Annotated in this window: 12 protein-coding genes; 6 read left to right on the plus strand and 6 right to left on the minus strand. The window is 37.9% G+C overall.

From position 1 onward, the window contains the following. Nucleotides 1–142: 142 nt before the first annotated feature. From OM074_RS16010 to OM074_RS16020, 3 genes are all read right to left on the minus strand, one after another. Nucleotides 143–295, minus strand: a complete 153-nt coding sequence (locus OM074_RS16010; RefSeq protein ID WP_301201261.1) for a hypothetical protein — start codon at nt 293–295, stop codon at nt 143–145. A gap of 209 nt (nt 296–504) precedes the next feature. Beyond that, a complete protein-coding gene (locus OM074_RS16015) occupies nt 505–2526 on the minus strand; it encodes a glycoside hydrolase family 97 protein (protein WP_301201263.1) in 2022 nt (673 codons plus the stop codon). 272 nt (nt 2527–2798) lie between these two features. Continuing rightward, nucleotides 2799–3098 (minus strand): Dabb family protein, encoded by a 300-nt coding sequence (locus OM074_RS16020; protein ID WP_301201265.1) that lies wholly within the window; start codon nt 3096–3098, stop codon nt 2799–2801. A 68-nt stretch (nt 3099–3166) separates the two neighbouring features. Here OM074_RS16020 and udk point away from each other — a divergent pair, with 68 nt between their 5' ends. Continuing rightward, complete coding sequence (udk, locus tag OM074_RS16025) at nt 3167–3790, plus strand: uridine kinase (RefSeq protein ID WP_301201267.1); 624 nt, start codon at nt 3167–3169, stop codon at nt 3788–3790. Between the two features lie 4 nt (nt 3791–3794). Continuing rightward, nucleotides 3795–4520, plus strand: coding sequence for a 3'-5' exonuclease (locus OM074_RS16030; RefSeq protein WP_301201269.1), 726 nt, complete (start codon nt 3795–3797; stop codon nt 4518–4520). A gap of 27 nt (nt 4521–4547) precedes the next feature. On the opposite strand, the gene OM074_RS16035 is transcribed toward OM074_RS16030, so the two are convergent. After that, complete coding sequence (locus tag OM074_RS16035; RefSeq protein ID WP_301201271.1) at nt 4548–5348, minus strand: alpha/beta fold hydrolase; 801 nt, start codon at nt 5346–5348, stop codon at nt 4548–4550. Between the two features lie 65 nt (nt 5349–5413). Continuing rightward, nucleotides 5414–6130 (minus strand): pyridoxine 5'-phosphate synthase, encoded by a 717-nt coding sequence (locus OM074_RS16040; RefSeq protein ID WP_301201273.1) that lies wholly within the window; start codon nt 6128–6130, stop codon nt 5414–5416. Between the two features lie 177 nt (nt 6131–6307). On the opposite strand from OM074_RS16040, the gene OM074_RS16045 reads away from it, so the two are divergent. The 3 genes from OM074_RS16045 to OM074_RS16055 all read left to right on the plus strand — a co-directional run bounded on the left by OM074_RS16045 (nt 6308) and on the right by OM074_RS16055 (nt 9577). Next, the gene (locus OM074_RS16045) at nt 6308–6973 is read left to right on the plus strand and encodes a CBS domain-containing protein (RefSeq protein WP_301201275.1); all 666 of its coding nucleotides are present in this window, start codon (nt 6308–6310) and stop codon (nt 6971–6973) included. A gap of 157 nt (nt 6974–7130) precedes the next feature. Beyond that, nucleotides 7131–8531, plus strand: coding sequence for a POTRA domain-containing protein (locus OM074_RS16050; protein WP_301201277.1), 1401 nt, complete (start codon nt 7131–7133; stop codon nt 8529–8531). A gap of 164 nt (nt 8532–8695) precedes the next feature. Continuing rightward, nucleotides 8696–9577: an NAD kinase gene (locus tag OM074_RS16055; RefSeq protein ID WP_301201279.1), complete on the plus strand. Its 882-nt coding sequence runs from the start codon at nt 8696–8698 to the stop codon at nt 9575–9577. 415 nt (nt 9578–9992) lie between these two features. Here the strand turns inward: OM074_RS16055 and OM074_RS16060 are convergent, their stop codons facing one another. Continuing rightward, complete coding sequence (locus tag OM074_RS16060) at nt 9993–12446, minus strand: FAD-dependent oxidoreductase (RefSeq protein ID WP_301201281.1); 2454 nt, start codon at nt 12444–12446, stop codon at nt 9993–9995. 156 nt (nt 12447–12602) lie between these two features. Between OM074_RS16060 and OM074_RS16065 the strand changes: the two genes are divergently transcribed. Further along, nucleotides 12603–13319 carry a M48 family metallopeptidase gene (locus tag OM074_RS16065; RefSeq protein ID WP_301201283.1) on the plus strand — a complete coding sequence of 239 codons (717 nt, stop codon included), beginning with the start codon at nt 12603–12605 and terminating at the stop codon, nt 13317–13319.

Genomic DNA, 13319 nt, shown 5'->3' on the forward strand with positions numbered 1-13319 from the left:
AATACATTGAATAATTTATGGCAAAATTATTATCTTATTGATTTTAAGCGAATTGTAAATCAGTCTAATGTCTATTATCTAAAATCTAACGATCTATTGTATAGTAAGAGGCGCGAATAAACGCGCCTCTTTTTATGCATTCTTAAATATTCTCCAACAAGGTTTTTTTTGAACGCGGCTTACGAACATGGTGAATTTCTTCGTGTTTGGCTTTCTTTTCAGCTCTTTTTTCCCTAATGCCTTTTACAGCATCCTTTTTCTTTTTACCATCAAGTAGCTTCTTTTCGTGTGACATAAACCCTATATTTTAATAATTAATCAATGATGATATTAACAACATAACAATAACCATCTCAAATAACATTATACAATTTACATAAGAAGGATGCTCTTGTCAACAATTGAAAACAGGAATTTGACAGCAATACACAAGAAGACATAATACACCATGTTCTAACTCACTCCGATTACAACTTTGATCCAGTCATGAAGTTGGCTTTCTTCTTACAATTTCACGAAATAGATAGCCTGACCTCCACCTGGAGCTAGTTTTATTTCTATAGAAGCAGCAGCATCCACCTCAATTTCGTCAATCTCATAAGCGTATGGATTTGTTTTCCAATCTGAATCCGGAGCATCTTTATATACAACAGCCTTATATTTTGAGCCGGGATTTAAAAAGGACAAATCAACTTTAAAATCTCTTTCTTTTTCATTGGTTGCCGAGCCCAAATACCAATTATCCCCAGCCCTGCGCACTGTAGTAATATATTCTCCAACCTCTCCATTCAGAATTTTTGATTCATCTACATCAGCATTAAAATCAACAAAAAACTGAAATGCAGGATGGCCTTCATAGTTTTTGGGTAAATCACTTGCCATTTGCAAAGGGCTGTACAAAATTACAAAGTTTGCCAGCTGTTTAGCCAAAGTTGAATGTGTACGGGTAATTTCTAACCTGTCGGTATTCCAGGGCACTCTTTTACCACAGTCTTTAAATAACAAATCAAATGTTCCCGGTGTATAGTCAGTAGGTCCCCCCAATCCTCTTGTAAAAGGTATTGTTACAGTATGTGAAGGAGGATTTCCTTCACTCCAGGCGTTCCATTCCATACCACGCACGCCTTCCCTGGTCATCATATTTGGCCAGGTTCTTCTGATGCCTGTTGGCTTTATAGGTTCATGGGCATCCAAAACAATATGGTATTTTGCTGCCAGTTCAACAATTTTACGATAATGGCGAACCATAAATTGTCCGTGATGATGTTCTCCCCTGGGGTAGATACCACCAGCATAACCAGTTTTTACAGCATGTATTCCCAATTTATCACATTGTTTAAAGGCACTGTCTACATAATGTTCGTATGCAGGTATGTCGCCACCGGTTTCATGATGGCCAATAATCATAACTCCTTTTTCTTTGGCATATGCTGCTACTTTTTCCAAATCATAGTCCCTGGCAGGAGTAACATGGTCAAATGCATCTTTACCACCCCAATTTTCCCATCCGGCATTCCACCCCTCAACAACCACTGCCTGCACATTATGAGCTGCTGCAAAATCTATATGGTCCATTGTATTTTGGGTAGTAGCCCCATGTCTTGAACCTGCGTGCCATATTTCTGTACCCAAATGCATTCCCCACCAGATTCCTATATATTTCATGGGTTGTATCCATGAAGGATCTTCAATTTTTGAAGGCTCATTCAGGTTTAAAATCATATTACTTTCTACCAATTCTGCAGCATTGGGACTCACCTGGATGGTTCTCCACGGGGTTTTCATCGGGGCCGAGCATCTTACCTTATCGCCATTAGCCCATGGTACCAGTTCTGACTTATAAACACCAGGCCTGGTCTGCTTCAGTGTCATCCCTGCATAATCAGTTAATGCAGCTTCATGAATACTAACATGAGTATTGTTAACTGTTTTCATGGTTACAGGAGTAGCAACCCATAGAGCATCATGCAATGTTGTTTTTTGATAAAGCTTTTCGTAGGTATCATAATCAGCCTGAATCCACCATGTATCAGGGTTTCCGTTTATATTAAATTCCGTTATCTCATCCATAATCACGAACTCCTTCAGATTTTTCTGCTCAGGAAATTCGTAGCGGAAAGCAGCACCATCATTAAATATTTTAAAATATAAGGTTAGTAATCTGGGATTTTCAGATGTCTCCTGTAGTTCTACTTTCAATAAATTATGATTGTCAACAATCCTTTTATTCTGTCCCCAAGGCATCTGCCAGTTTTCATTATGCGAAGAAATTTCTGTATCCAAAATTTTAAACCCACCCTTCATCGCAGGTTGTTCCTTTAGTTCAAAACCCAATGCTGAAAGGTTAATCAGCGTATCCGATTTATACATTAATTCGTAATATGGCCGCCCTTCTTTTAGGTGAAATTTGAGTTTAAGGGCAGAATCAGGAGACGAGACTGAAATATCATCCGTTGTTTGGTTCAGACACGACATTAAACAAAAAAACAAAAAGGGAACAAGCATAACGCCAACAGAATTTTTCATGGTTTTAATAATTATTTATTATTCAATAGATGATTTTGTATACAAATCTATTTCGTTGACAGCAAAACTTTAAAATATATAGAAATTAGATATCCTACACACTGATATTGTGACCCTTAACAAAACACACATCAAGACAAATATTTACCCTTTAGATAGAAAACAAAAAAAGCAGGGCCGGATTCTGCCTGTTTTAACAAGCGCATTGAATCCAGCCCCCTTGCTTTAAACCATATCATGACAATCCACCATGGGTTTATTTCCCTGGATCCTTATATCTCATAATCTACACAAGCACGGCTTACTACAGCTTGTTTAATGATAGCTCCAACAGCCACATGGTCTGGATGTTTTGCATACAAAGCCAACTCTTCAAGGTTTTCAAAACTACTCTCCAACATGATATCAAATTTTTCTGCCGCATTTGCATTTACAAACACTTCCAATCCCTTAATCTCGACAATTTTTTCGGGCAAGGCTTCCAGGGCTTCCTTAATTTCACCAATCTTTTGTTTTTTCTCCATCTCAGTGGCAAATTCTTTCAATTGCCATAAAACAACATGCTTAATCATCTTAATAAATTTAGGTTTTATATCAAACAATCTATTTCTATCTTTACAAAGATAAAACAAACTCATACATGTTAATAATTGGAATTGCTGGCGGAACCGGATCCGGGAAAACTACTGTTGTCCGGAAAATAATTGAACAACTCCCTGAAGGAGAAGTTACGGTGCTACCACAGGATGCATACTACAAAGACAGCAGCCATATCAGCCTGGATGAAAGGAAAAAATTGAATTTTGACCATCCAGAAAGCATCGAATGGGAACTTCTTATTGAGCATATCAAAAAGCTAATAATTGGGCAAACTATCGAAATGCCCTCCTATTCATACCTGACATGTACCCGTAGCAAAGAAACAACCACAATACACCCCAGAGACGTGGTTATCGTTGAAGGCATCCTGGTTTTGGGAATCGATAAACTAAGAGAACTTATGGACCTGAAGGTTTTTGTTGACGCCGATGCAGACGACAGGCTAGCCCGGGTTATTCTGCGCGACACCATTGAGCGCGGCCGGGATGTAAAGCAAACCCTTACTCGATACGACAGCACAGTAAAGCCCAGTCACTTACAATTTATAGAACCAACAAAACGTTATGCTGATTTGGTTGTTCCGCAAGGAGGAAATAATGATGTTGCCATAAACCTGCTAAAACATTATATTGAAAAAGATCTGAATATACCATCAAACTATTAAAATTATGCTTGACAAACTTGCTCCGGAAAACATCCTATTCATTGACATAGAAACTGTTCCCCAACACGAGAATTACACCGACCAAAGCGAAACCATGCAAGAACTTTGGGACAAAAAAGCTGGCTACTTTTTAAAAGACGAAGAAACCCCTGAAGATATTTATCAACGAGCCGGAATATATGCCGAATTTGGAAAAATTGTTTGTATTTCGGCTGGCATCATCCACTTTGTTAAAGGTGAGATGCACTTTAAAGTAAAAAGCTTTGCCGGAGATGATGAGAAAAAACTGTTAATGGAATTTTCGGATATGCTCAATCATTTTATGAGTAAAAGCCCCGACAGAAACCTATGCGGACATAACGCCAAAGAGTTTGATTTTCCATACATCGCCCGACGGATGCTTTTAAACGGGTTAAAATTACCGCAATGCCTGAACATAGCAGGAAAAAAACCATGGGAAGTAAAGTTTGTTGACACCCTGGACTTATGGAAGTTTGGTGATTATAAACATTACACATCCTTAAACCTGCTAACTACTATTTTCAATATACCATCACCCAAAGATGATATTGATGGCAGCCAGGTTGCCGATGTGTATTACAAAGAAAAAGACATTGACCGGATAGCTATTTATTGCGAAAAAGATGTGTTTGCCACGGCACAACTACTCCTTAGGATGATGGGAAGACCATTAATTGAACCAGAATATTTTGAAAGGGTTTTGATATAAAAATATGCTTGGCACAGCCCAGACTTATTAATCCAAAAAATACTTAATTGTTTTTATAAACAACTCTGTTTGCTCAGCATGTAGCCAATGCCCTGCATTGGGTATGGTGGTTAATTGGGCCGAAGGGAAAAATTTCCTTACATTCTGCATATCCTCCTCCAGGATATATGCAGAATTGGCTCCTCTGATAAAAAACACCTCCTTCTCTTCGCCATACAGCTCATCTCTTCCAGAGAATCCATCCATAATGGAGTCCAGATTTTCGGCAATTGCACTGATATTCAATTTCCACTGCAACAAACCATCCTTGCCCCTGCTAATATTCTTCAAAAGAAATGACCTAACCATATCATTGGTTATCTTATCTTTAAGAAACTTATCTATACTACTTCTAGAAGTGTGTTCTTTGAGATTTACAGACAATAAAGCCTTTACAATATTTTTGTGGTCATTGGTAATATGAGCATAATTTCCATTACTCCCATAGGGTTTTGGAGCAATATCAACCACTATCAATTTATCCACCATATCCGGGTATTTTAAGGCAAAACACATGGCTGTTTTACCGCCCATTGAATGCCCCATGAGGTATGCCGATTTAATTTGAGCTTCACTCATAAATTCCTTTAAATCCTCGGCCATAACATCATAATCCATCATGTTGCTATGTGGAGACTGCCCGTGATTTCTTTGGTCTACAATATAAACCTGATACAAATCCATCAATTGCCTGGCCACCGTAAGCCAATTATCCGATGATCCGTACAATCCATGAACAATAACCAGGTTTTTATCCCCTTTTCCAAGTTTCCTGTAAAATAACCCCATAACCAATTTAAAAAAAGCCCTGCAATAACATTACAGGGCTCATTTACTTTATTTAATGTAACAAACTATTTTACCAGTTGTTCTTTATACATCTTTACAGTTTTTTCCAGTCCCAGATATAGAGCATCGCAAATAAGCGCATGACCAATCGACACTTCGGCCAAATAAGGAATATGCTCAGAAAAAAACTTTAAATTCTCCAAACTCAAATCATGCCCTGCGTTGATTTTTAAACCTGCCTTTTTGGCTATCTCTGCAGCTTTTACAAAAGGAGCAACAGCTTTGTCCCTGTCCTTAGGGAACATGGTTGCATACGGCTCTGTATATAACTCAACCCTATCAGTATTTGTTGCAGCAGCATTGGCAATCTGATCCAAATTGGTATCAATAAAAATAGATGTTCTGATACCCGCTTCACTAAATTCCGCAATTACATCCTGAAGAAAGGATTTGTTTTTAATGGTATCCCATCCGGCATTAGAAGTTAAAGCTTCCGGCGGATCAGGTACCAGGGTAACCTGATGCGGCTTCACTTTTTTTACTAAATCAATAAAACTGCGGGAAGGATAGCCTTCAATATTAAATTCCGTTTTAATAATTGGCCTGATATCCAACACATCCTGATACCTGATATGTCTTTCATCAGGACGGGGATGAACAGTGACACCCTCAGCCCCAAATAATTGAACATCAACTGCTGCTTTTACAACATTTGGCATATTGCCACCTCTTGAGTTTCTTAGGGTAGCAACTTTATTAATATTAACACTCAGTTTTGTCATTAAACAAATTTTAATCAAAAATCTCAGCTAATTAGTCCAAAAAGATTAAATAAACATATCTAAAACTTGATTGTTAATCTATATGCAACTAAATTTATGCTAAAACGTACAAAAGTAAGGGAGACCATTAAGATTCTCCCGCAGCAAAGTTAAGAGTATTTCTTGAAACACATTATAATGTTAGCACAAGATTTAATATCAGATTTGGTTCCTGCACTTAAAACCTCAGATTCAGGGCTTGATGCCCTCAACTGGATGGAGGTATTTAGAGTGTCGCACTTGCCTATTGTTAATAACAAGGAATTTTTGGGATTGATTACCGATACCGATATCTTTGATTTAAATAAACCGGAAGAACCTCTTGGTAATCACCAACTTTCCCTTTCATCCCCATATGTATATTATAACCAGCATATATATACTGTTATTGAAATTGCTTCGCGGTTACAACTTACTGTAATCCCTGTTTTATCTGCCAGAAAAGAATACCTGGGTATGATTACCCAAACGGATTTGCTTAAAAACTACGCAGATTTAATTGCAGCCCATACTCCCGGAGGGATTATTGAAATTGAAATACCTGCGTATGAGTACTCTATTTCTAAAATTGCACAAATTATTGAAGATGCCGACACAAAGGTGCTTAGTTTTTATGTGAACCAAACAGATGAAGACGCACCGCTAAAAATTACAATCAAATTAAACAGGGAAGACATCTCGCCTGTTTTAAGAGCTTTTGATCGATACGATTACACGGTAATTGCCTCGTATTCTGAACACAATACTGTTGACGAAATTGTGAAAAAGAACTACGATGCCTTAATCAGATACCTGAATGTTTAGATTGTTGTTGTAGACTGTTCAATTCAAGTTTTTCGCTTCCGGCAATGAAATTATAACCGGAATATACAGTAAAACTATTGCCATTTTACAAGGACAATGGTTTTATGTTTTATTGCGAAATAGGTTTGAATTGAAGGGGTTTGTTAAACATATCATATTGGGAAGTATATTGCTCTTTGGCTATGGTGCTATAGCCCATGCAAAATCCAAAACACAACCTGTTAACATCCCATCAGAACTTAAAGATACGCTTACAGTTCAATCAATTACCATTTCCGGAAACCAGAAAACAAAAAAGAGGATCATCTACAACGAACTTCTGTTTAAACGAAATGGCAAGGTTGCTAAAACAGATTTTTTTGAACTGGTTACCAAAAGCAGAAATAACCTTTTAAACACCTCCCTCTTTAACTTTGTATATATTGATTATAAATTTATTGAAAACGAAAAAATACATTTCCATATAAAAGTTGATGAACGATGGTACACCTGGCTGCTTCCTTTGCTGGAACATGCCGACAGAAACTTCAGTTCCTTTCTTGAGAACGGAGATTGGTCGAGAATGAATTATGGTGTTTATCTTAAACAAGAGAACTTTAGGGGAATGAACGAAACCCTCAAAATAAAATTCAGGGTAGGGTATTTAAATGAAATTGAGGTTCTTTTTAACTCTGCACAAAGGAATAATAAGCTTAGCTGGGGCACGCACCTTAACTATGTGGCCTTAAACCAGGTTTCATATAACATTACCGGCAACGAAGCCATCTATATAAAAACAAGCAATACATTTATTGAACAAAATCTAGGTTCTGAAATATTTTTAAGATATCGTCACCGGTTTGTCAACCGCCATAAACTCATGTTGAAATACAATTCTTTTAACATTAAAGACACCCTGGCATTACTTAATCCACAATATCTTTTGAACGGCAATACATCATTGAATTACCTTTCGTTACAATACAAATACAACCGCGACCTGAGGGACTCAAAAACATACCCTCTTAAAGGCCATATGTTTGAGGGAAGCATCACCAGAGATGGTTTAGGACTTATAGAAAACAATATCAACAACATCTCTGTAAAATTATTTTTTCAGCAATACGGCAGAATGGCTAATCGTTTATTTTACGGAACAAATCTGGGAGTTATAACAAACAGCAACAACAACAACCCTTTTGTAATCAGCAATGGCTTAGGATATAAAGAGTTTTTAAATGGCTATGAATACAATGTTATTGAGAGTAACAACTACGCGTATCTGAAAAGCAAGATTTTATTTGAGTTGGTTCCTACAAAAACAGCAAACATCAACTTTATCAACCTGAATCAATTCTCTAAATTACATTATGCCATATATTTAAAACCATTTATTGACGTGGGCTATGTTCATAAAGAAAATCCAAATCCAAGCAACACTTTAAGCAATTCATATTTATACAGCTACGGCATTGGTATTGACCTTGTAACTTATTACGATAAAGTGTTATCGTTTAATTATGCCATAAACAAATTCGGATATCAAGGCTTTTATGTGCACTTAAACCTTGCTATGTAATCATAACAAAAACACCATCAAATGATTAATAATGCATTTGGTATTATTGGGAAGTTTATTTTGACACAATAAAATAGCTGCTTACTTTTGTTGAGTTTTGTAATTAATGAGGGCTGAATATTGCATTACAGTAATCTACTCTCATTATCAATAAAGGAATTATCATGCGTATTGCCATATTTGGAAAACAATTTTCTGACCTTTTTAAGGATAGCTGTTTCAGTTTGTTTAAGAAGCTACGTGCCCGGCAGGCTGAAATCATTATCTACAAACCGTTCTATGATTTTCTGTTTCAGAAATTCGACATCGCTGCCTTTGATTTCAAAATTTTTGAAACCAGAAAAGAACTGAAAGGAACTGACTTTGTTTTAAGCATTGGAGGAGATGGCACCATATTACAGGCCATTACCCTGGTGAGAGACTCAAATATTCCTATTGTGGGGATCAACAGCGGACGACTGGGCTTTTTGGCAGATATTGCAGAAGATGACATAAACAACGCTGTTGATCATATTTTTAATGGCAATTACCGGATCAATGAAGTTGAACTGCTTCAATTAAATACTGATAATAATTTATTTGGGGATTTGAATTTTGCGCTCAATGAACTAGCTGTTCATAAAAGGGATACTGCTTCAATGATTACGGTGCATACATTTTTAGATGGCCAATTCCTGAACTCTTATTGGGCTGACGGGCTGATTGTTTCCACATCAGTAGGCTCAACCGGGTACTCTTTAAGCGTTGGAGGCCCTATTATACATCCAAAATCGCAAAGTCACGTTATTACGCCGATAGCACCCCATAACCTTACTGTTCGTCCGATGGTTGTTCCTAACCATTTAAACATTACATTAAAGGTTGAAGGGAGAGCTGATACTTATCTGGCCTCACTGGATTCCAGAAGTGAAATATTTGACAATTCTCTTGAACTCAACATTCAAAAAGCACCTTTTTCAATAAAGATGATCGATTTACCTGGCATTAACTACTATGCTACTTTAAGAAATAAATTGATGTGGGGAGCAGACAAGAGGAATTATTAAAATTTTGGGTTATTAGTTATTGGTCATTGGTCATTGGTTATTGGCCATTGGTTATTGGTTATTGCGTGCTGAAAGCACAGTTCAACCTAGCCCCAGGTATCACCGGGTGTATTGGATATGTCAATCAGCGTCCTGTAAGGACAGGTTAAAATTAATCTCCATAAATTCTCTTCATCAATAGTTCGTTAGCTTTTTATAAGTGTAAGATTATGAGATATTTAATAAAATCAACTTAGATTGGGTAAAAATCTCATTTTAAGCACCTTGTAAATGAGTCTCTTATCTCTTATCTCTTATCTCTTATCTCTTATCTCTTATCTAACGATCTGTTTGTTTCCATTTGACAATTCCGATATATTTTTGCGTTAGCAAAAACGCAAAAAATACCCCTTCCGCTAGCGGAAGGGGTATTTTTTTATATGAATAAGTTCAAATTCGACTGCTCAGCTTCTTCAAGGTAATTGGCCACTCCGCCAATATTTACACCTTCTATCAACTCCTCTTTCTGAACCCCCATGATATCCATGCTCATTTGACAGGCAATCATGTTAATACCACTTTCTTTAGCCTGCTGAATCATGGTTTCCAAAGCATCCACATTTTTATCCTTCATGCGCAGTTTCATCATGCGGCGCCCCATACCTCCCATATTCATATTTGAGAGCTTTAGTTTTCCGGCATGACCAGGCATCATTTTATCAAACATATTGCCCATCATATCTTTCTTCACCTTTGGGCGATTCACATCTTTAATCACGTTTAATCCCCAAAAAGTAAAAAACATCGTAACCTTTTTACCCATACTTGCTGCTCCGTTGGCAATAACAAACGAAGCCAAAGCCCTGTCCATATCATCGCTAAAAACCACCATTGTTTTATGGTCGGCATCCGATTTTGGCAATGTGCTGTTATTTTCATCCTTCCTGAACTTTTCGATAACCGCAGTAATTTCACCAGCATTGTTTTCTCTGCTCACCAAACGATGACCTGTTACCTTACACCACGAAGCTACATCATTGAAAAAACCCGGATCAGTTGCTTTAACTTCCAGTCTTTCACCATACTCAATAGCGTCAATGCTTTCTTTTAGCTTTAATATCGGTCCGGGGCATTGCAAACCACATGCATCTACTGCCATTGATTTTACATCTATTTTTGGCATTGAGGGCTTTTCATCATTTTTTTGCTCAATATGTGTATGAAATAAGATATTGGACTGCTCCGACATGGCCTGTTTGTACACCTTTAAACCTCCCGACAGGTTATAAACCTCATCAAAACCATGTTGTTTTAATATCCTGGCGGCCACATAACCACGTAATCCAACACCGCAGTAAATCATAATTTTCTTGTCTTTAGGAATCTGATCCAGATTTTCACGGATCTTATCCAACTCAATATTTACAGCATCTTCAATGGCATCAATTGAAAATTCCTCAGGGGTACGAACATCCAAAACAAAAACATCTTTCTTAATACGCTTGTCAAATTTGAATGGCGACAATGGTTTGAACAATCCTTTTATAATATTTTCAGCATTATAACCGGCCTGGTTCACCGGATCTTTTGCTGAACTAAACGGCGGTGCATAAGCATGTTCTATTTCCTGCAAATCGTAGATGGTTCCGTTGTTTTTAATTACCGTTGCCAACAAATCCAGACGCTTATCAACCCCCTTGTATCCAATAACCTGTCCGCCATATAAGCGACCCGATTTGGGATCAAAACTTATTTTAAGCATCATTTGCATAGCTCCGGGATAGTAGCCTGCATGAGATCCTGCATGAACAATGGTGCAATCATGCTTAATACCTTCAGCTTTTAAACCTCGGTGTGTCATACCCGTAATTCCGGCAGTCATATCAAACACTTTGGCAATAGCTGTCCCTATAGATCCTTTGTATTTTCTATTATGTCCATATACCATATTATCGGCCAAAATCCTTCCCTGGCGGTTAGCAGGCCCAGCCAAAAAAGCAATGGTTGGTTTACCCGAAATTGGATGAGGAAACTCTATACTGTCGCCTACTGCATAAACATCTTTTACCGAAGTTTGAAGATACTCATCTACCCAAACACCCCCAGTTTCACCAATCTTTAACCCGGCCTCCCTGGCCAGAGTTGTATCCGGCTTTACACCAATAGAAAGGATAATAAAATCGGCCTGGATAATCTTTCCACTGGAAAGCACTACTTCAATTACATCACCTACCTTTTTAAATTCCTTAACCGCATCTTTTAAGAACAAACCAACTCCTTTTTCCTTAAAATGATGATGCAATGGAGCGGCAACTTCGCTATCCATCATGTTCATAACCTGGGGTGCAGCCTCTACAACAGAAACTTTTACGCCCCGGTGATGCAGGTTCTCAGCCATTTCCAACCCGATAAAACCGGCACCTACCACAACTGCTGTACGCGGAGTGGTATCATCTACAAACGATTTTATTTTATCGGTATCTTCTACATTTCGAAGGGTAAATATATTGGGCAGATCAATACCCGGAATTGGAGGCTTTACCGGCGAAGCACCCGGAGAAAGTACTAATTTGTCGTACGTTTCGGTATAAGTTTCCCCGTTCTTCATAGATTGAACCGTAACCTCTTTCTTATCGGGGTTGATAGACGTAACCATCGAAAATACCCGGATATCGATATTGAAGCGCGATCCAAATGATTCAGGGGTTTGAACTAATAACTTTTCACGTTCCTTAATTACGCCACCAATATAATAAGGGAGACCACAGTTTGCATATGAAATATGGGGACCTTTTTCAAACATGATGATTTCGGCCTTCTCATCAACTCTTCTCAATCGCGCAGCAGTTGTTGCACCTCCGGCAACCCCACCAACTATTAAGTACTTCATCTTGAATATATTTTATTTGTTTTTTATCTAATATTTTGAAGCTACAAATATAGGTATATTTTTATATCTATGTATTTGCATATTTATGTTCTTGGGCATGTTGTTTCTCATCATCCCCTATTTTAAATTACCGTATATTTACCTTTCTTTGCATACATGGAGCTAGTAGACGTAAAAGGAATCGGTCCGGTTTTATTTCAGAGGAGCAAGAAAGCCCAAAGGCTTTCGATAAAGCTCAAACCGTTTGAACCCGTAAAGGTTGTGGTTCCTGTCACCATGCATCCTAAAGAAGCTCTGACGTTTGTACATGCCAACCAGAAGTGGATTTTGGAGAACCTGGCAAAAGTTAAGGAAAAAGAGAACGACCTGACTATTTTTGACGAATCAACGCAGTTTAAAACCAGGGCATTTGCACTGCAAATAAGAAAATCTCCTTTACCACAGGTCCGCATCCATTTGAACAATGGTATCCTGGCTATCGATTATCCTCAAAAACACGACGTAAAATCAACGGTAATTCAGGAACATATAAGGTATGGTATTGAGGAAGCCATGCGGGTAACTGCAAAAAACTATCTCCCCCGTCGTTTACATGAATTAGCGCAGCAACATGGCTTTTCATACAAACAGGTGTTTATCAAAAACCTGAAATCGCGCTGGGGAAGCTGCTCCAATGTAAACAATATCAACCTTAACCTTCATCTGATGCGCCTGCCAGATTACCTGATCGACAGCGTATTGCTCCACGAACTTTGCCATACCGTGGAGAAAAACCATGGATCCGGTTTCTGGAAACTCATGGACAAAGTGACCCATGGAAGGGCAAAACAATGGGATAAAGAAATGAAAAACTACAGAACTGTAATTTATTGA

The sequence above is a fragment of the Plebeiibacterium marinum genome (assembly GCF_026013615.1).
Classification (GTDB): Bacteria; Bacteroidota; Bacteroidia; order Bacteroidales; family Marinilabiliaceae; genus Saccharicrinis; species Saccharicrinis marinus_A.

Excerpts from the sequence above, each read along its gene's own strand:
- OM074_RS16010 (WP_301201261.1), bottom strand. The coding sequence starts at position 295 with ATGTCACACGAAAAGAAGCTACTTGATGGTAAAAAGAAAAAGGATGCT.
- OM074_RS16015 (WP_301201263.1), bottom strand. The coding sequence starts at position 2,526 with ATGAAAAATTCTGTTGGCGTTATGCTTGTTCCCTTTTTGTTTTTTTGT.
- OM074_RS16020 (WP_301201265.1), bottom strand. The coding sequence starts at position 3,098 with ATGATTAAGCATGTTGTTTTATGGCAATTGAAAGAATTTGCCACTGAG.
- udk (WP_301201267.1), top strand. The coding sequence starts at position 3,167 with ATGTTAATAATTGGAATTGCTGGCGGAACCGGATCCGGGAAAACTACT.
- OM074_RS16030 (WP_301201269.1), top strand. The coding sequence starts at position 3,795 with ATGCTTGACAAACTTGCTCCGGAAAACATCCTATTCATTGACATAGAA.
- OM074_RS16035 (WP_301201271.1), bottom strand. The coding sequence starts at position 5,348 with ATGGGGTTATTTTACAGGAAACTTGGAAAAGGGGATAAAAACCTGGTT.
- OM074_RS16040 (WP_301201273.1), bottom strand. The coding sequence starts at position 6,130 with ATGACAAAACTGAGTGTTAATATTAATAAAGTTGCTACCCTAAGAAAC.
- OM074_RS16045 (WP_301201275.1), top strand. The coding sequence starts at position 6,308 with ATGTTAGCACAAGATTTAATATCAGATTTGGTTCCTGCACTTAAAACC.
- OM074_RS16055 (WP_301201279.1), top strand. The coding sequence starts at position 8,696 with ATGCGTATTGCCATATTTGGAAAACAATTTTCTGACCTTTTTAAGGAT.
- OM074_RS16060 (WP_301201281.1), bottom strand. The coding sequence starts at position 12,446 with ATGAAGTACTTAATAGTTGGTGGGGTTGCCGGAGGTGCAACAACTGCT.
- OM074_RS16065 (WP_301201283.1), top strand. The coding sequence starts at position 12,603 with ATGGAGCTAGTAGACGTAAAAGGAATCGGTCCGGTTTTATTTCAGAGG.